The following is a 19,123-nucleotide window of genomic DNA, read 5'->3' on the forward strand; positions in this document are numbered from 1 at the left end:
GTCAGTCCACAAAGCCGATCCTGATCCGGATACCGGATTCATGGGCGGAAGGCGCCAGTTCCTACCGTGAGGTGGGGGCGGCGCTTTTTTTTGACAAGTCTTGATCAGGTGCTAAGTTCTCATCGTACCCAGGCAGACGAGGGGACTTCTTACTTGATAGAGCAGCTAAGTTCTTCATCATACCCAGGCAGACAGAGGGCTCCTTACTAGATAAATCAGGATGTAAAGTTACACCATATACGGTCAGATAAGAGATCCCTTACTTGTCGAGTCAGCTATGTCGTAAGCCGCTCCGTGAGAGGTCGTTCGGCTCTCTGCCCTGCTTCAAGCGGGGAAATCCGCAAAAAGACAACAAACCCCATCAGTGAGTTGAAATAAGGAGTGCAAAACAAACCCCTTCTATTCGTCCCAATTCTCCCCATACGTCGAAAATAAAAGGTGCCAAAGAGGCTGTCGATTCATTATGGACAACCAAGTGGAAAGGGAAAAGATGACCTTCTGGCGAGTTTTGTCTGGAATCCCCTACCTTACAATCCTTATTCAATCAAGGGATTCCGGACAACCTGTTTGAGTAGAAGAAGGTAACTTTTCACTTGGAACGGCCTGCTAACACTTCTACACATTGAATCGACAGCCTCGCCAAAGACTCCTATTTTGTGATAGAGCCCGTACGTCACATTACGCATGGAACATTTTGTAAACATGGAGAAGGATTAAGTTTTCAGCAAAGCCAAATCCGTTTTGTTCGCAAGAAAAGCTACCCTTATGAAGTGCCTTACGCGTGGCAAAAGGCTTCGTATGGTCGTATGGAAGCTTTCCTACAAGGAAGCGGATGTTTCGGGATATAGCGGCTGTTCTCCTCTATATGTAACGGGTCGAACCGAAACGCCGCTGCAGGCAGCCGGTCCAAACAATTTCGCACTCTGGTGTTTCAGCATTCTTCGATCGGGGTAATGATAACCAAGTGGGAAGTGGTGATTATACAAATCAAACGGCGGAAAACAGATCCGAATAAGGATTCAGCTATCCGAAAGGTTGATGGTAACCATGCTATCCCAAGTAAGAAGGAAGCGCTCGAAGTGGTTTCGAGTCGTTACCGGTAAAGTACCCTAGCATATGGAAGACGGCTTCTTAACGTAAGCAAGTCCTAGATCATCACGCGATCCCACTTTGAAGGCCCTTCGACAAGAGCGAAGGGCCTTCTCCAGTTTTGGTGAAGATACGCGGCTCCCGCACAAGTCCGCTCCTGCGCTTGACCATCGTTATGCGCCGCCGCTGCACCGACAGCGCCGGGAACTTCGCGCGGCGCGGGTGCATTCGGCGTTTTCCCCGCCCGTTCAAGCCTTTTCCCCCTCGAATGTAAAGATCCGTGCACCCGATCATAAACTGCAAACCGCCGTTGTAACCGGGCGTACATGGAAAACGCCAACCGGTTATTTCGCGATTCCTCCGCATCCTGTAGCGTTAGAGCCGTGATAGGCGCCGGGCGCGGTTTTGCTCCAGGAAGCCCGCCGTGCCTGATGCGCCTTACGCACAATTGATCAGATCCAAGGGGGATACGCAACATGAATCCAAATCCGAAATGGTTAACAACGGTCGGCGCCGCTGTCCTGCTAGCGCCCATGCTCGCCGCTTGCGGCAGCGACGCGGGAAATTCCGGCGCCCAGCCGGGCGGCACCGAGGCGGCCGGCACGAAGGCGCCTGCCGCAGCCGAAACGGTGTCCGCGAACCCGTTCGCATCCGACGAGAAGGCCGAGATCGTGATCCGGACCGGGATCTCGGACGAGCTGTTCGAGCAGAAGTACCGCAGCCTGCTGAAGAAAAACTTCCCGAACGTGACGTTCACGAAAGCCGGCACGAATATCAAGCTGCAGGATCAGCTGGCCTCGACGCCTCCGGATCTGTTCGACCAGGGGTACACGAACCTGCAGGAGCTGACGAACCTCGACCTGGCGTTGAACCTCGATCCGCTTGTGGCGAAGTATAAGGTCGATCTGAGCCGTTTCGACCCGCATGTCCTTAAAGATGTGCGCTCGTATTCGGTGAACAAAAACGAACTGCTGCTCATCCCGTTCTCGATCCAGCCGTTCGTGCTTCATTACAATAAGGACTTGTTCGACAAATTCGGCGTTCCTTATCCGAAGGCGAACAGCACGTGGCAGGATCTGATTGAGCTGTCCAAAAAGCTGTCGCGCACCGATCAAGGCGTCGCTTACCGCGGGCTGGATGCCGGTCTTAACGTGAACCGGATGCAGAAGCAGCTGTCGCTTCCGTTCATCGACAAGGCCGGAAAGTCGGTTGTAGGCTCGCTGCCGGGCTGGAAGACGCTGTACGAGACGTATGGAAACATTTACGGCGTTTCCGGCAACTTCCCGGAAGGGGCGAAGCACGGGGACGGGCGCAAGGCGTTTCTGGAGACGAGGTCGCTTGCGATGTATCCGCATATCGTCATGCTGACCGACACCGATTTCGTACAGGCGGCGCAAAGCGGGTTCAACGTCGGTATTACCACGTACCCGGTATTTCCGGATAAGCCGGGCGTCGGTACGGGGCTGTTCGGCGGCGGTCTGGCGGTTAACAAGCTGTCGAAGCAGCAGGATTTGGCGTTTAAGGTCGCGATGCACTACGCGTCCGACGACGTGCAGAAAGCGCTCAGCAAGATGGGCTTCGTTACGCCGCTTGTCAGCAAGGAAGTACGCAATGCGTTGTTCGAAGGCAATCCGCTTGCAGCGGGGATCGATCTGAACGCCATCTACGCGACGCGCGTCGCCGATCCGTACGATCGCACCGATTGGGACCAGCTTGCTTTTAACATCGTTAATGCGAGCATGCAGCCTTATTTTACGGGACAAGTGGACTTGAACTCGACGCTGCGGGACGTGGACGAGAAAATTAACAAGATGGTCCAGGAGCAAAAGAGCAAGTAACCGCAGGTCTTAAGTTACAGCATATCCTCCGCGCCCGTCCGGCCGCCTCGCGCAGACTGGCCGGCGGCGCGTCCGCACGTCTTCTTTCTTTCGAACTGCCGGCAATCCGGTCCTTGCTGCCATGCGATCACGGAACGCGGAACCTCTTCCGGTCAACTCGGGGATATTCCAAGCCCGCACCGTTCTGGTATAATGGCGTAAAGCGACCATGCCTCGCATAGAAAAGGGGGACGTCATGGCAAGGGGGAAGCTGAACTCCAAGCTGCTGTACCGGTATATCGTCTCGTATTCAATCGTATTGCTGCTTCCCGTGCTGATCATCGGGCTCGTCGCGTACAACTTCTTCATCCAGCTGCTGGAACGGGAAGTGACGAAGAGTAACATGAATGCGCTGACGCAGGTAAGGGATGCGGTGGACGTCAATATGACGGAGCTGAACAACATCGCCTTTCATATCGCGGGCAATACGAATCTGACGCCTTACAACGTAACGAAAAGTCCGTTCGCCGAGCTGAACACGATCGCCCAGCTCCGCAACTATGTAAGCGCCAACCAGTTTATCGACCAGCTGCTCCTGTACTTTCACGGACACGATACGCTGTATACGCCTTACAGCACGTATGACGTTCATACGTTTACCGATAAAATCGTCGGTTATGACAAATGGAGTCCGCCCAGCTTCGTCCGGGATCTGCAGACGGCAACCTATCCGTATATGCGCGGAGCGGAAGACGTCACCAGCTTCAGCGGAATCCGGGAGCGAATCGTTACGTATGTGATGCCGCTGCCGCCGAATCATCCGACGCCCTACGGAACGGTTGTGTTCCAGCTTAAAGAAAGCGCTTTCCAAAGTTTGCTGGAGAAAAAGTTCGGGGACGACCCGGGCGACACGTTCATCCTGAACGAAAAAAACGAGCTGATCGTATCGACGCACGGCTTCCCGGCCGAAGATGCGAAGCGGCTGGCGGAAGCCGGCTACGGCGTGCCGGCTGCGGATCAGGCGAAGACGGTCCGGCTGCACGACCGCGATTATTTCGTCTACGACGTCCGCTCGGAGCGGCTTGGCTGGACGTATGTCTCGCTGGTCGATCAAGAAGCGGTGCTCCACAATGTGAAGCTCGCCCAGCGAAGGACGCTGTACGCGATATCGGTCGTATTCGTGCTGGGCGGCGTACTGATCTTTTTCGCGACGCAGCTCAGTTACAAGCCGATCCGCAGGCTGCAGCGGTTTGCCGAGAGCAAGGCGAAGCGCGAATTCGACGGCCTCGGCGAGATCGAATCGATCCAGTCGGCGCTTTCGCTGATGTCCGATAGTAACGAAGAGCTGAACCGGAACATCTCAAGCAGCAGACCGGCGATGAAGCATTACACGCTGCTGACGCTTCTTCGCGGCCGGTTGCCGGATCAGGCCGAGCTGAACCGCCGACTGGAGCTTGCGCATATGCGGCTGACGAAGCCTTATCATCTGGTAGCCGTGCTGCAGTTTCCGAGAAGCTTCGCGGTGCAGCCCTCCGCTCGTTCCACATTGCTGGACGATCTGGAGGCGAGCTTTCCGGACGGTGCGGAAGCGTACGGGATGGAGAGCGTTGAAGGCGCAAGCCTGATCTTCATCCTCGGAACCGACGACCCGGGCGGAGTCGAGCATAAGCGGCTGCTGATCGACGCACACCGTACCTTAAGCGATAAATGGCAGACCGGTCTGACGATCGGCGCCGGGACCGCCTACGGCCCATGGAGCGAGCTCGGGAAGTCGTACATTGAGGCGTGTGGCGCGGCCGATTACCGTCTGATCGCGGGTTACGGCCAAGTGCTCTTTTTCTCCGACATCGTCCCGAAAACGGAGCTTCCGCACGAGGATTATTCCAAAGGCGACTGGAACCAGCTCCGGCTGTATATGTACCAAGGGGATGCAGGGAGGATCGAGCAGTACCTGGAAGCGATGATCGGCACGATCCGGGAGCGTCAACTGCCGCTGTTTCTGGTCAAATGCATGTGCTTCGACCTGATTCATGTCATTCTGTCGATGCTGAGCGAGCTCCGGTGGGCGGATGGAGCACTGGCGGAGCAATATCCCGACGTCTGGTCGCTGTCCGAGTTCGAGACGGTCGAAGAGCTGATCGCGCTCGTGAAGCATATATCCGAGGACATCTGCCGGATCGTGGCGGAGCGCAAGGAGAGCGGCAATACGGATCTGGCGAGCAAAATGATGGCTTATCTGAGCGAGCATTACGGCTCGAGCCAGCTGTCGCTGCAGCAGGTCGCGGACGAGTTCGGCATGTCCGCCTCGTACCTCAGCCGGTATTTCAAAGACCAGACGGGCCAGACCGTGTCCCAATACATTCAGACGCTGCGCATGGAGAAGGCCAAGGAGCTGCTGCGCGCGGGGGCGGACAGTCTGCAGGAAGTGGTCGAGCGGATCGGCTACGGAAGCGTGTCCGGCTTTATCCGCAAATTCAAAGAAACCGAAGGCGTCACTCCCGGGGAATTCCGTACGATGCATCAGAAATAACCGGGGAGCTGCATACAGGAATTCCAGACAAAAGGGGGAGCGGCGCATGGAACGGACATGGAGAAAAGCGGCGGGGCTTGGGCTTGGAGTGCTGGCGGCGGTCTGGATCGCAGCCGGCTGCAGCGAAGAGGAGAAGCCGGAGCTGCTATCCGCCGATTCGAGCTTGAATCCGGGCTTTAACAAGACGGGCCTGCCGGTGGTCGACCGGCCGATCAAGCTCAAAATTCCGGTATACCGGCAGCATTATCAGAAGGACTACTACGAGATGGTTACGCTGCAGGCGCTGACGGACAAAACGAATATTCAAGTGGAGTGGGAGCAGATCCCGGCCGAAGGCTGGAAAGAGAAAAAAAACTTGATGCTTGCGAGCGGCAATTACCCGGACGCTTTCTTTACCGGCCTCAACCTGGTCGACGTGGTCAACTACGGCTCCCAAGGGATCATTATCCCGCTTGAAGATTTGATCGACCGTTACGCCCCGAACATCAAGCGGATCATGGAGCAGCATCCGATGCTCCGCCGGATGGCTACCGCGCCGGACGGCCATATTTATTCGATTCCGTGGTTCGAGGATCAGCAGCATTTTCAATACCGCAATACGTTTTTGATCAACAAGAAATGGCTCGACAAGCTCGGGCTGCCGATCCCGCAGACGACCGAGGAGCTATACCGGACGCTGAAGGCGTTTAAGGAAAACGATCCGAACGGAAACGGCCTCGCCGACGAGATTCCGGCCACATTCCGCCACGGTACGACGACCAACGGTTATTACGAGCTGTACGGCTCGTTCGGGCTGATCGACGCTTTAACCGGATTTTCCGTCGACCCGGGCGGCAAGGTCGTCTTCGAGCCGGTGCTGGACGCCTACAAGGATGCGGTCCGCTATCTGCACCGACTGTTCGCGGAAGGACTGCTGGACCGGGAGACGTTCACGCAGGACGTCAAGCAACTGCTGTCCAAGACGAGGAGCGATCTCGACGTCGTAGGGGTGATCGCCTCCTTCAACGGCGTATACGAGCTCGGCTACGAGCGGCTGGAGGACTATGAAGCGATTCCGGCCTTGATCGGGCCGTACGGAGACCGGATCTGGAGACGGCAGGACAACCGGATCATTTTGAACTATTTCTCGATTACGAACAAAAATAAACATCCGGAAGCGACGATGCGTTTCGTGGATACGATGAACGAGCCGAGGAGCGTGCTGGAATTCAAATACGGACCGTTCGGCACCCATCTGCTGGAGAAGCCGGACGGCCGGATCGAGATCGTAAACCCGCCGAAGGGGCAGGATACAAGCAACTGGATCGGCGCCACGACGCCCTCCACCTCGATCCCTTTACTGGCTTCGAAGGAGTGGCTGCAGAAGCTGGAGCCGAGCGCAAGCGACTTGTACCGCAACCGGTTCTACGAGTTATACAAGCCTTACATTGCTCCGGAAGAGCGGGTCTATCCGACGATGTACATGACCGAAAGCGAGAACAAGCGGCTGAGCGTGCTGGAGACCGAGGTGATGACCTACGTGCGCAGGATGGAAGCTAAATGGATCGTGGAAGGCGGTATTGACGCCGAATGGGACTCGTATGTACAGGAGCTGAGGAAGATGGGGCTTGGCGAGCTGCTGGAGATCAAGCAGATCGGGTATGACCGGTTTAAGCGGTAGAGGATTAAGCCTCGTGAAGGTTCGAAGAAGCGTCCCGTTTGAAGCGGAAAACGAATGGCCGCCGTACAATCATCGATATCAAGCGCAGCGCATCGGAGCTTCCGAATCCGATAGGATGAGGTGAAGCCCTATGGCTCAAACGATATTCCCTAACCCGGTCCGGCCGGCTGCTGACGACTACGTCACAGTGTATGAATCGCCCGACCCGCAAAACGTATACGCATATTCGCCTGCTGTCATCGCGCTTCCTTCGGGAAGACTCGTGCTGACGATGGACATCGGGGGCAAAGGAGTCGCGGACCTGCCGGGTCCGAAAGGTTCGCGCCACGGCTATATCGCGCAAGGCAAAATATACGTCTCCGATGATAAAGGGCGTACGTGGAAACACACGCACGATTTCCCGTTTCTGCATGCGCGGCCTTTCGTCGCGGGCGGCACGCTGTACGTGCTGGGCCATTGCGTCCAGATGATGATCATCCGTTCCGAGGACGGGGGCGAGACCTGGTCGGAGCCGTCGCTGCTCACTACGGAGGGAGACTGGCACCAAGCGCCGTGCAACGTCCATTATGCGAACGGCAATGTGTATCTGGTCATGGAAAATATACGCGAGAACGATCTGACCGTCTGGCCGGTCAGCCAGATGGAGCCGGTGCTTATGCGGGCGCGGACCGATGCGGACCTGACCGATCCCGCCAGCTGGACGTACGCGTCCAGGCTGTCCGCGATCGAGGCGTTTCCGTCAAGCGGGCTCGACTACTTCGGCGTTCCTTTTTTCACGGAAACGCCTTATTACGAGAAGGGGCAGCTGCACTGCGCGCTGGTCGGCTGGCTGGAGACGAACGTCGTCCAGTTCACCGATCCGGACCATTACTGGCACGATCCGGCGGGCAAGACGTTCCATCTGTGGGCGAGAGCCCATACCGGCGGGACCGGTTATGCCGCGATCGCCAAAGTGGTGGAGCACGAGGACGGCTCGATGACGACACAGCTCGAGACGACTCCGTCCGGCAAAAAGGCGGTTTTCGTCCCGTGTCCGGGCGGGCAGATGAAGTTCCACATCCTGTACGACGAGGAGACGAAGCTGTACTGGCTGCTCAGCTCGCAATCGACCGACAGCATGACCCGCAAGGAGCGGCTGCCGAAGGAACGGTTCGACTTGCCGAACAACGAGCGTCACCGGCTGCAGCTGCATTTCTCCAAAAACTGCATCGACTGGTGCTTCGCCGCGCTTGTAACGGCGGGCGCTTCGCCGAAGCAGTCGCGGCATTATGCGAGCATGGCGATCGACGGCGACGACCTCCATATCGCGAGCCGCTCCGGGGACGCACGGGCGCGCGACGCGCACAACGGCAACCTGATCACATTCCATACGGTGCGGAACTTCCGCTCGCTCGTGTATTAAGCCGGCGGCCCGGAGCCGGGCGGTCGCCGAAACGGATGCACACGAGGAAACTTATATACGCGGGCTCTGACCAAAATAGGAGTCTTTGGCGAGGCTGTCGATTCATTATGGACAACCAAGTGGAAAGTCCACCCACCACAAGAGGCTGCTTTCTGGGTTCGGAATGTGTCAGTTCGCTTTAGCGCTTTGGCGAACTGCTCTGGTATTGTTCAAAAAAAGACGTCTTCGATCCCACGTTAGCCGTGGGAACGGAGGCGTCTTTGCGTGAATCCGGGCGATTGATCCGGAAAGCCGCACACTCACCTTTTCGCAAAACGGAACTCGAACTTGTTCAAATCCGTCTGGCCATGTCGCAGTACGTAAATCATCGCTGCAGCCTCCTTCAATACTATTCGCGGCGGATTCCTTTCACCTGACTTGACTTCATTGTTACGATGCCGCCGCCATTTTGATCGGCTTCACACGTCAACCGCGAGCGGCGCCATTTTTTCCCGGTTGCCGCCTCGTTATGGAATTCACCGTATCCTCCCCTCGTTCCTGCTTATCCCGGCATCCCGTCCGGCCTGCATTCTGCATCGTTGGCCGTTACCCGAGCGGGTTCTATGCGGGCAGTTCCCTTTATCTTTCGGGTTCTTTTGGCCGCACCCGGCCGTTCAGGCTGTTTTTTCACGGTGGACAGGACGATGCTGAGCAGGACAAGAGCGGCGCCTATGTATCCTTTGGGCGACAGCTGTTCGCCCGCAAACCAATACCCGATGACAGCGGCGAAAACCGGCTCCAAGGCGAACAGCAGCCCCGTTCGGGTGGGAGAGATGTATTTCTGGGCAACGGTCTGCAGGATATACCCCAAGGCGCTGCATACGACGCTGAGCATGAGGATGGCCGCCCAACCGCCGGGCGACCCCGGAAGCGACGGCGTTTCAAAAAGCAGCGAGAAGACGAGGCCGTACAAGCCCGCGAAGCCAAGCTGCAAAATGCCGAGGTTCAGCGTATCGACTTTCTGCGCGGCGATGCCGACGACCATAATATGGATCGCATACATAAAGGCCGCTGCCATGCATAAGAGGTCGCCCGTCGTCATCGCGAAAGGCGGCTGAACGGTAAGCAAGGCAATTCCGGTTATCGCGAGTACAACGCTGAGGATCAGACTCGGCTCGATTTTTTTTCTGAATACGACAGTGCTGAGCAAAGGAACGAATACGACGGTCAGGCTGACCAGAAAGCCCGCGTTGGACGTTGTGGTCGTATGTAAGCCAAACATAATCGGGGTGAACACAAGAAACAATAAGAACCCTAGCAGCATGGCATACCGTACGGTTTGCATATTGACTGTCAGCAATCGTCGGCCAAAGATCGCCGCCGCCAGAAGAAAGGCGATTCCGAAGCGAAGGGCGATCAAATTAAACTCTCCCAGCGAATCGAGCCCCATCTTCATAAACAAATAAGACGCCCCCCAACAAACGGTGACGAATACGATCAACAATTCGGCTTTTAGCGGTTTCATGCTGCTCCTCCTTCAATTCCAAAAACAAATCCAGTATACTAATCGAAAATAAACAAGTAAAACGAATGTTTCTTATTAATATCATGAGAAAAATTCATGAAAATTGACGGCGGGAGGCTTACGCTTGAGCATTAACAAATACAAAGTATTGGTGAAAGCGGTCGAGCTCGGAAGTTTGACCAAAGCGGCGGATGTGCTGGGATTTACCCAATCCGGGGTCAGCCACGCGATTAACAGTCTCGAAGACGAGTTCGGCTTTATGCTCGTCACCCGAAGCCGTTCAGGTGTCAGGCTGACGACGAATGGAGAACGGATCTTCCAAACGTTGCGCGAAGTGTTGAGGTGGAACGAACATCTGGAGCAGGAAGTCGCCTCGATTCAAGGGATCGAGCTGGGCACGATTCACATCGGTACGTTTACGAGCGTGGCGGTTCACTGGCTGCCGGGCATTATCAAAGATTTTCAGCGCGATTATCCGAATATCGAATTTAATCTGGTCGAAGGGGATTATCGCCAGATTGAGGAGTGGATTCAGGAGGGGAAGGTGGATTGCGGGTTTTTGTCGCTGCCGACCTGGGACAGCTTTGATGTCATCCCGCTGCAGCAGGATCAGATGCTCGTCTTGCTGCCGGCGGATCATCCGCTGAGCGGCCAGACGGCCGTGAAGTTTGCCCAGCTCGGGCAGGAGCCGTTCATTATGCCGAGCCGAGGCTCGGACGACGATGTCAACCGGGTGCTGGCAAAAGCATCCGTGCAGCCGAATATCAAGTATACGGTAGGCGACGATTACGCGATCATGGCGATGGTCGAGAAAGGACTCGGGATCAGCATCCGTCCCGAGCTTGTGCTCCGGGGGCAAAGCCGCAATATTCGGCTGCTTCCGCTTGAGGAGCCCAGCTACCGTACGCTCGGCATCGCGGTCAGCTCCATGAAACACGCATCCCCTGCCGCCAAGCGGTTTCTGAGTTACGTCCGGAGCTATCCGGGACTGGGCGAGTAGTGCGGATTTTGGCAGCGGACGCTGGGGTATTCGCTGCCGCAGGAGCCTTTTTTGCACCTCATATAGCATACAGGCATGAACTTTTAAGCTAATGTATACACCTCATACAACGCATACTGCTGGTTTGCGTGAATCGCGGTCCGGACCTTGGTTAGTCCTGAAGCGGGCGCCGAATGCACGTAATCGCGAATAATCTGCCGCGACAAGCCGACCACCTCCGGATCGTCCAGCACCTCGTCTATAGGGAGATACCGGGCTTCGGTTATTTCCGAGCCGTCTGCTCCGGGGGTGCCGGAAATCGGCTCCATTTCATAGACGAGATAGACGCCATGCTCGCTTTGCCCGGGGCGCAGGGAGACGCATACGGCAGGATCGGGCGAACCGGACTGGAATGCCGTTTCTTTGATGCTTGATCTTACTGAAATCAGTCTTCGCGGCTGAGCTGTAATCCCGGTTTCCTCGTACACTTCCCGAATGGCGGCCATCTCGAACGTCTCTCCGGGCTCGACCATTCCCCCGGGAATCATCCATAGTCCCCGGTTAGCACCATACGTTGTTTTTACAAGCAGAACCTTATGGTTCCGGACAATCAGTCCTCCAGCGGCACAAACGACATTCATGCTTGACTCCTCCCTCCTTTTTCTGGATCGTACCATAGATGGGATTATAATTGGAAATTCTAATATCTTATTTACGCTATAGGAGAAACCTATAGTCGGGTCGATCCGCTGCCTTGCCTCCATTCCGGTTGCTGCCTTTGCGGGGATACAGCATCGTTTGCCCGGTCAATCCCATTTCCCCCAAACGCAAGGAAAACTAGTAAATGCTACATTCTGACCGGCATATCAGTTATAATCGAGAGAAATGGAAGGGTCCGTATGTAGAGAGAATAATTAACATGGATTCCTGGGGGGATACCTGGGCTTATGCCAAGTAAAATAAGTCTTTTGCTTACCTGTAATTACGAAGCGCTGACCGCCGAAGCCCAAAAGGAAGTGTACATGGAGTTTTATAAACTGATGTACGGGGCGATCTTGTTCATGGTCAAAGAACATGCCGGTACGGAAGATGTCATTCAGGAAGCGTTCCTGAAAGTGATTAAACATGTACCGGATTTTGACGAAGAGGACCGGTTGAAAGCATGGATTCGGGTCGTTGTCAAAAATTGTACGTTTAATTATTTGCGAAAACATAAAAAAGTTCGTAACGAAGTCGATGTTGAAAGTGTATTTATTCATGACAGCATCAGTTATGCTACCGTCGCGGGGACGATCGAACAAGAGGTGGAGCTGAAAGCGATGACGGAAGCCGTAGATAAATGCCTGCAGGAGCTGAAGCCGGAGTATCGCGTTCTGATCGAGCTCAGGTGGAAGCAGTCGATGAGCTACAAGGAAATTGCCGATTTCCTGGCTACCAATGAGCAGACGGTCAAATATAAGCTGCACCGGGCAAGAGAACTGATCAAGAAACGATTTTCCAAGGATTGGGGTGTCTGAGGTGAACCAGAACGAATTTGACAAACTATTTGATCAAGCCTTCGATGCAGCCGCCAGCACGCATACCGCCATACCGGACCCGACGCCGTCGTGGGAGAAGGTCGAGCGTTTACTGCAACGCCGTCGCCGAAGAATCCAACGATTGAAAGTCGTCCCTTACGTAGCGGCTTCGTTTGTGCTGGGAGCGATGATTTTCGGTTCGCCTCCGGTCACCAATGCGTTTAATCCTTTTTTTCAGTCGATCAAAACGATCCAGTCGGATGTCGTGAGCCTCATTTTCGGGGTAAAGCCGATCGAGACGACGAAGCCGAAAACAAGTCCGCCCCAAACGGCGGCCGGCCCGGCGGGGACCGATCTTTCATCGGAAGTGAAAACAAGCAAAAAACTGGACAATTGGGAAGACGCGGCGCCGCTTCTCGCCTTTCCCCACGTTAAGTTCGATCACGTACCGGACGGATTTGTACTGACGGAGAGCCGTTTGCTTTTTAAAGCTGCTCAAACCCAATCGACGGAAGCCGTATTATTGTATGTGGATGGCGCTGGTAAACGATTTCGAGTCATGCTTCGCCTCCTGGAGTCGAATGAGACGATGACTTCGGTTGCCGGTAAAGATACCCATACGGTTGAAGAGGTAGAGGTAAACGGATCCAAGGCTTTCCTGGTTGCAACGGATACGCGCAAAAGCAGTTTGGAGTATTTGTACAGGAACTTGTATATTTCCATATCCGGCGATTTGACGAAAGATGAAATTTTGGAGATCGCCAGAAAGATGAAATAGACAAAAGAGGAGGGGCGGCTGCCCCTCCTTTATAGTTTAGCTTCGCTATGAAACGGTCGTAAAGCTTTCCGGAGGCGTAAGATTAAACGCCTCGTTCCAATCTGTGTCGTCGATTTCAATGTTCAGCACTTTTATCTCCATGGCCGGTTTAGGAGAATCGCTATTTATAAGAAAGTGGAGCAATATACCTGTTTCGGTATCAACCCGCATTGTAAACGTTTTACCGGCACTTCGCTTCTCTGGCAATACCTCCCCCTCGATGACGGTCGCGTCCCTATTTAAATACGTTTCATGGCCAACAATTTTATACTTGCCATCCTTAAGCCAAAAAGCAAGAGCTTGAGGGAATGTAACATTGCCGGCGTCAATGGGGGCTGCGGGGTCGTTGCGGTAAATATAATAAGCTTCTCCGTCCTTATTCTGTTCTCTTTCAGTTGCAGGCGGAACTGGATTTTGGGAGATCGATGCTAATTTATAAGATTTGTCTTTTTCGTTCGTAATCAGAATTTGACCTCCGCTAGCTGTCCCGGTTTTATGAACGATACCTTGTTCATTGCTGATCCGTACATGGCTGCCCGGATTATTGCCCTGTCTAACATCGAAGCTGATCTGTTCGAGGCTTCCAGAAGAAGACCGATAAAGATAGGTTCCCTTGGCGGTGGTGTAGTGGTCGATTGCATTCAACATTTTTTGTTTAATCATTAGACTTTCTGTAACCACGGACGGCTGTGTGGTATTGGCAGAAATGCTGCTGATCCAATAAACGCCAAATACTATTAGCACAGCCAAACCACATGAGGTTATCCATTTGTTCCGTATCAATTTCAAGTCCTCCGCTTTAATTGTCTTGGATCGTGCAGGTTACCAGCTAGGCTGTAGTACTATCCGTATCGGCCATTCTTCTAGTGCTGAAGTGAACTTCCGCTATCAAGAAACAAGTCTGCTGTCGCTAGTCGTTTCCCCTTGCTCGTACACACCGTTGTGGTTGATCCAATGCACGACCCGCGCTCTGAAGTAATACCCCTGCTCCGCGGGTTTCACGACCTCGCCCGAGAAATACCAGTCGTTGGAAGCGCTGATTGTCGAAGCGGAGCCTACATTGATCCACTGGGTGCCTGTCCATTTCTGCAGATAGACGGTTCCGCCGATGGAGGCAACGCTGGACTTGGCTTCGGTGATGACGCTAATCTTTACCGTCTGATTGCCATTGTCACTGATCGTAGCCGTGCCCTGATCGAGATAGGTGTTGGAAGAGTCGAACAGTCCCTGAATCTGAAAATCGGCAGGCGGCGGCGCTGTGCGGGCAAACGGCTCCATCTTCACGGAAGCCATCGATGTGCCGGGTGTTATAACGACGGCAACTACCAGCATGATACAAATCACTAGTGCATGTCTCCAAACTCTCACAAAATACACCCTTCCCTCTTAAATGAAATGGTTTACATAGATAATAACGCCTGAGCACGACTTCAGGTTGTAAGAGGATATTCGAAATTTTTCTAGTTGACGACGGGTGATGGATGGGGCAGCGGAAGCGGACCTGTTTTTTCTGTTGACTTGCTCCGCGATCGTGCTATAATCGCATAATCTCAGTAGCCGTTATGATTCTCGATTCGGCCGTGAAGATTAACTTGGGAGATGAACAGCATGGCAAGAACGGCGAACCAGGCAGCACCTGTCTCAAAAACCGTATTTCCGATCCTGTTCGCCATCAGTATCGTCCATCTGCTGAACGATACGATGCAGTCGACGGTATCTGCACTTTTCCCTATATTGAAAGAATCGCTTAGCTTGTCCTACAGCCAGATCGGCTGGATCGCCTTCGCGATGAACATTACGGCGTCGATTTTGCAGCCGATTATCGGCTCGTATGCGGACATCCGTCCGCGCCCGTACATTTTGCCCGCCGGAGTCGTATTTACACTGGCCGGTATCGTCTCGCTGGCGATGGCCCCGAACTTTACGACTATTTTGCTGGCGGTCATTCTGATGGGGATCGGATCGGCCATCTTCCATCCGGAATCGTCCCGGGTCGCTTATCTTGCGGCGGGAGGGAAGAGGGGCCTCGCTCAATCGATCTTCCAGGTGGGGGGCAACATCGGCAGCTCGCTCGGACCGATTATGACGGCTGTGCTGTTCGTTCCGCTCGGCCAGTTCGGCGTGATCTGGTTCGCCTTTGCGGCGCTGGCGGGAATCGCCATTCAGTATTATGTGGCAGGATGGTACAAACAGATGCAGGCGGCTCCCAGGCCGTCTTCGAAGCGCGGCGCTGCGGGCGAGCGGAAATTGCAGCTGAGTCAGTTTCAGATCGTGTCCGCTATCATTATTTTAGTGTTTCTAGTTTTCTCGAAGTATGTGTACATGTCGAGCATTACAAGCTTTTTCTCGTTTTATTTGATCGACGGCTTCGGCGTCACAGTCGAGCATGCGCAGCTGTTTCTGTTCGCCTTTTTGTTTGCGGCTGCGGCCGGAACCTTTTTTGGCGGACCGCTCGCCGACCGGTACGGAAGAAGGAATATGATCTGGTTATCCATCTTCGGTACGGCGCCTTTTTCGATAATGCTGCCTTATGCCGATCTGTTCTGGTCGTGCATTCTGGTCGCTTGCGCCGGTTTCGTCTTATCGTCGGCGTTCTCGATCATTGTCGTGTATGCGCAGGAGCTGCTTCCAGGCAATGTGGGACTCGTATCGGGGCTGTTTTTTGGCCTCGCCTTCGGTCTTGGCGGCCTCGGTTCGGTCGTGCTCGGCTGGATCGCCGATGCGACCAGCATCGCTTATATTATGAAGCTGTGCGCATATTTGCCTTTGCTCGGCGTACTGGCCGTTTTTCTTCCGAAGGATCGGAAGGACTAAGGAAGCGGTCTGGAACGAGCGTTATACCCGGGTGGATTGCTCGGCTAAGTGTTACCCGAAAAATGAAAAAGGGACCGGTCCTCAGAGGCCGGTCCTTACAGTGGAATTGGAAGGGGAAGGGTTGTTCCGGGTTTGCCGGGGCAGCCCTTCTGTCGGTTTCGCCGATAAGAGCACAGTCGAAGCTACGATAAAGATCGCCCCCGCCGTTTGCCACATCCCGAACGGCTTCATCAGCCACAGCACGGTCGTGGCCACGGCCGCAAGCGGCTCCATACCGGACAGAATGCCCGCTACAGTCGGGCTTAAAACCTTCAGACTTGCTGCACATAACGTAAAGGCGCAAGCCGTCCCGAACACGATGACGAATGCGATCAAGACGAGCGAGACGGCATCGAACCGGCCTGACGGAAACCAAGCGGCTCCCGGAAGCAGCATAGAGACTCCGCTGTAAAATACGCCTCCGATCAGCATTCCCCAGCCGCTGCACAACAGCGCTCCCCAGCGGTCCAACAGACGGACGGGGTAGACTGTGTAGAAGGCAAACGCAAAAGCCGTACATACTCCCCACAGCACCCCGGCTTTTGAGAAAACAGTCTCTCCGAAGACTCCGTTCGTCAAGACGAGGACGATCCCCGCGAGTGCGATCAGAAACGACGACCATTCCGTCAAGAAGGGCGCACGTCTGCTTTTCCATGCTATATAAACCGCTATGAGGGCAGGACCTAAGAATTGAAATAAAGTCGCCGTTACGGCGCTCCCGTTCTCCACCGTCTGCATAAAAGAAAACTGCATGCCGAGTATGCCGCCGATCCCGTATGCAACGATGCCGCTTCGCGAGTAACGATCCTTCCAGATCGCCCATAGGTCGTGTCCCCGCAGCCGTAGATAGAGGAGAAGCAGCAGACCGGACGGGATCAGCCTCAGTGGGACGAGTCCCCCCAGGTCGAAGTGACGATTCGTATGTAACCATTCCAGTACCGTGCCCCCGATTCCAAAAAAAGCCGAACCGAGCAATATAGCCGCGAGTCCGAATGAACGTTTATTAGCAAATGCCGCCGACATGAAATGTTCCACGCTTTCTGCTTGATTTCCTGGTTCCATCCGAGTATAACGGAAAGTGATACCGTAGATAAGCACCAGAATTTGACCGATGGATGGTATCAGATGGAGGGATGGCGATGATCGGACTAACTCCCTTTTTTGTAGCGAAAGGGGCAGGCCCGCTTCACCGGCAGCTGTACCGGTATATCCGGAGCGAGATCGAATCCGGCGCGATCCGGCCTCATGCGAAGCTGCCGTCCAAGCGCAGCTTGTCCGCTCATTTGAAAATCAGCCAAAATACCGTACATGCCGCCTATCAGCAGCTTGTCGCGGAAGGATATATCGTCGCGCGCCCGCGCAGCGGTTATTATGCCGGCGAGATCGGGATGTCGGGGGGCGGTGGAGCGCAGGCGGTGGAGCGTCGTCCTGCGGCCCCGCCGGAGGAGACCGGGAAGAAGCAGACGACGCCGGATCTATCGTTCGATCACGCGGCGGTGGATATTGCGGCTTTCCCGTTCGGCGCCTGGCGGAGACTGTATCGGGAAGTGCTGTCGGCGGACCGGTCCGATCTGGCGACTTTGGGTGATTCGCGCGGAGAGCCCGGGCTGCGGCGGGAGCTGTCGCGGTATTTGTATCAAGCGCGGGGCGTTGTCTGCTCGCCGGAGCAAATCGTCGTAGGCGCCGGCACGCAAACGCTGCTGATGCTGCTCGTCCAGCTGCTCGGACTCAGGAGCAGCTATGCGATGGAGAATCCGGGTTATTCGCGGGTACGCCATCTGTTCGAAGCGATGGGCGTCGAGCCGGCCTTCGTGCCGCTCGACCGGTACGGGTTATCCGTCGGCGCGTTAAGGAAGTCGGATGCGGATATCGTGTACGTGACGCCTTCGCATCAGTTTCCGATGGGTATGGTGATGCCGATCGCGCGAAGAACGGAGCTGCTGCGGTGGGCGGAGGAGAAGGATGGCCGGTATGTGATCGAGGACGACTACGACAGCGAGTTTCGTTATGCGGGCATGCCGATTCCCGCGCTGCAAGGGCTCGATGGAGGCGGCAAGGTCGTGTATGTGGGGACGTTGTCAAAGGCGCTGATGCCATCGCTGCGGCTCAGCTATATGGTGCTGCCGCACGCTTTGCTTGAGGGATATAAGGAGCGGCTGACTTTTTATCCACAGACGGTATCGCGGGTGGATCAGCTGGTGATGGAGCGGTTTATCCGGGACGGACATTGGGCGAAGCATCTCCAGAAGATGCGAATCGTCTACGGCCGGAAAAAGGAAGCGCTGGTCGCCGCGCTGAAGACGACCTTCGCGGAGGACGTCCGCTTCGTCGGAGAGGAAGCGGGACTGCACATCGCAGCCGCGTTTGCCGGCAAGCTGCGGGAGGCGGAGCGGATCGAGCTGGCGCGCCGGGCCGGGGTCGTCGTGCACCCGGTGTCGGTTCATTATGCGCCGGGAACGGATGTAAGCGAGAGCATGGGTGCGGATGCGGAGATTGCGGTTACGGGGGCGAGTACGAGGATGGGTGGCAGTGCGGATGCGGTTGGGAGTATGGGTGCGGGTGCGAGTAGAGATACGGCTGTGAGTATGAGTAGGGTACCGAATATCGGCGCTTCCGTGCTGCTGCTTGGCTTCGCCAATTTGAGCGAAGAGCAGATTGCGGTGGGTGTCTCTCGGTTGAAGGAAGCGTGGGGAGCCGCGGGCGTTCAGTAGGCCGGCAGGATGAACGAGATGAGAGGGCAAGAGCGGGAAGGGCAGGAGCGGGAATGGGCTACAGTCACGGGCAGTCAAGTGGTGGGATCGCGGTGCGATCAAAGTGGAATCGCAGTACGCGGGCCGGCTCAGTTGAGGCCAGCTTAGCCCGGCTGGACTGGGTTGGGACCGGACAGGCCGGGTCCCTAGGGTGACTTAAAGACAAGTGTGCCCCCACCACTCCTGCGGAACCATACCAAGGGCC

14 protein-coding genes are annotated in these 19,123 nt (G+C 55.3%); 9 read left to right on the forward strand and 5 right to left on the reverse strand.

Annotated elements, in window-relative coordinates:
- Nucleotides 1–1,565: 1,565 nt before the first annotated feature.
- The 4 genes from PV433_RS25715 (at nt 1,566) to PV433_RS25730 (ending at nt 8,498) form a co-directional block, all read left to right on the forward strand.
- Nucleotides 1,566–2,927, forward strand: a complete 1,362-nt coding sequence (locus tag PV433_RS25715; RefSeq protein WP_332074888.1) for an ABC transporter substrate-binding protein — start codon at nt 1,566–1,568, stop codon at nt 2,925–2,927.
- 235 nt (nt 2,928–3,162) lie between these two features.
- A complete protein-coding gene (locus PV433_RS25720) occupies nt 3,163–5,436 on the forward strand; it encodes a helix-turn-helix domain-containing protein (protein WP_332074889.1) in 2,274 nt (757 codons plus the stop codon).
- 46 nt (nt 5,437–5,482) lie between these two features.
- Nucleotides 5,483–7,096 (forward strand): extracellular solute-binding protein, encoded by a 1,614-nt coding sequence (locus PV433_RS25725; RefSeq protein WP_332074890.1) that lies wholly within the window; start codon nt 5,483–5,485, stop codon nt 7,094–7,096.
- Between the two features lie 130 nt (nt 7,097–7,226).
- Nucleotides 7,227–8,498, forward strand: a complete 1,272-nt coding sequence (locus PV433_RS25730; protein ID WP_332074891.1) for a sialidase family protein — start codon at nt 7,227–7,229, stop codon at nt 8,496–8,498.
- Nucleotides 8,499–9,039: 541 nt separating this feature from the next.
- On the opposite strand, the gene PV433_RS25735 is transcribed toward PV433_RS25730, so the two are convergent.
- Nucleotides 9,040–10,002 carry a DMT family transporter gene (locus PV433_RS25735; RefSeq protein ID WP_332074892.1) on the reverse strand — a complete coding sequence of 321 codons (963 nt, stop codon included), beginning with the start codon at nt 10,000–10,002 and terminating at the stop codon, nt 9,040–9,042.
- A 124-nt stretch (nt 10,003–10,126) separates the two neighbouring features.
- Between PV433_RS25735 and PV433_RS25740 the strand changes: the two genes are divergently transcribed.
- Complete coding sequence (locus PV433_RS25740) at nt 10,127–11,002, forward strand: LysR family transcriptional regulator (RefSeq protein WP_332074893.1); 876 nt, start codon at nt 10,127–10,129, stop codon at nt 11,000–11,002.
- An 83-nt stretch (nt 11,003–11,085) separates the two neighbouring features.
- Here the strand turns inward: PV433_RS25740 and PV433_RS25745 are convergent, their stop codons facing one another.
- A complete protein-coding gene (locus PV433_RS25745) occupies nt 11,086–11,622 on the reverse strand; it encodes an NUDIX domain-containing protein (RefSeq protein ID WP_332074894.1) in 537 nt (178 codons plus the stop codon).
- Nucleotides 11,623–11,928: 306 nt separating this feature from the next.
- Here PV433_RS25745 and PV433_RS25750 point away from each other — a divergent pair, with 306 nt between their 5' ends.
- Both PV433_RS25750 and PV433_RS25755 read left to right on the forward strand, forming a co-directional pair.
- Nucleotides 11,929–12,498 (forward strand): RNA polymerase sigma factor, encoded by a 570-nt coding sequence (locus PV433_RS25750; RefSeq protein WP_332074895.1) that lies wholly within the window; start codon nt 11,929–11,931, stop codon nt 12,496–12,498.
- A 1-nt stretch (nt 12,499) separates the two neighbouring features.
- Complete coding sequence (locus tag PV433_RS25755; protein WP_332074896.1) at nt 12,500–13,276, forward strand: DUF4367 domain-containing protein; 777 nt, start codon at nt 12,500–12,502, stop codon at nt 13,274–13,276.
- Between the two features lie 45 nt (nt 13,277–13,321).
- Here PV433_RS25755 and PV433_RS25760 read toward each other — a convergent pair whose 3' ends face one another.
- On the reverse strand, nt 13,322–14,098 hold the full coding sequence (locus tag PV433_RS25760) for a hypothetical protein (RefSeq protein WP_332074897.1): 777 nt from the start codon (nt 14,096–14,098) through the stop codon (nt 13,322–13,324).
- A gap of 105 nt (nt 14,099–14,203) precedes the next feature.
- Nucleotides 14,204–14,659 (reverse strand): hypothetical protein, encoded by a 456-nt coding sequence (locus PV433_RS25765; protein WP_332074898.1) that lies wholly within the window; start codon nt 14,657–14,659, stop codon nt 14,204–14,206.
- 264 nt (nt 14,660–14,923) lie between these two features.
- Here PV433_RS25765 and PV433_RS25770 point away from each other — a divergent pair, with 264 nt between their 5' ends.
- On the forward strand, nt 14,924–16,129 hold the full coding sequence (locus tag PV433_RS25770) for an MFS transporter (RefSeq protein ID WP_332074899.1): 1,206 nt from the start codon (nt 14,924–14,926) through the stop codon (nt 16,127–16,129).
- Nucleotides 16,130–16,210: 81 nt separating this feature from the next.
- Here the strand turns inward: PV433_RS25770 and PV433_RS25775 are convergent, their stop codons facing one another.
- Complete coding sequence (locus PV433_RS25775; RefSeq protein ID WP_332074900.1) at nt 16,211–17,203, reverse strand: EamA family transporter; 993 nt, start codon at nt 17,201–17,203, stop codon at nt 16,211–16,213.
- A 104-nt stretch (nt 17,204–17,307) separates the two neighbouring features.
- On the opposite strand from PV433_RS25775, the gene pdxR reads away from it, so the two are divergent.
- Complete coding sequence (pdxR, locus tag PV433_RS25780) at nt 17,308–18,879, forward strand: MocR-like pyridoxine biosynthesis transcription factor PdxR (protein ID WP_332074901.1); 1,572 nt, start codon at nt 17,308–17,310, stop codon at nt 18,877–18,879.
- Nucleotides 18,880–19,123 lie beyond the last annotated feature (244 nt).

The sequence above is a fragment of the Paenibacillus sp. GYB004 genome, assembly GCF_036577605.1.
Lineage (GTDB): Bacteria > Bacillota > Bacilli > Paenibacillales > NBRC-103111 > Paenibacillus_AB > Paenibacillus_AB oceani.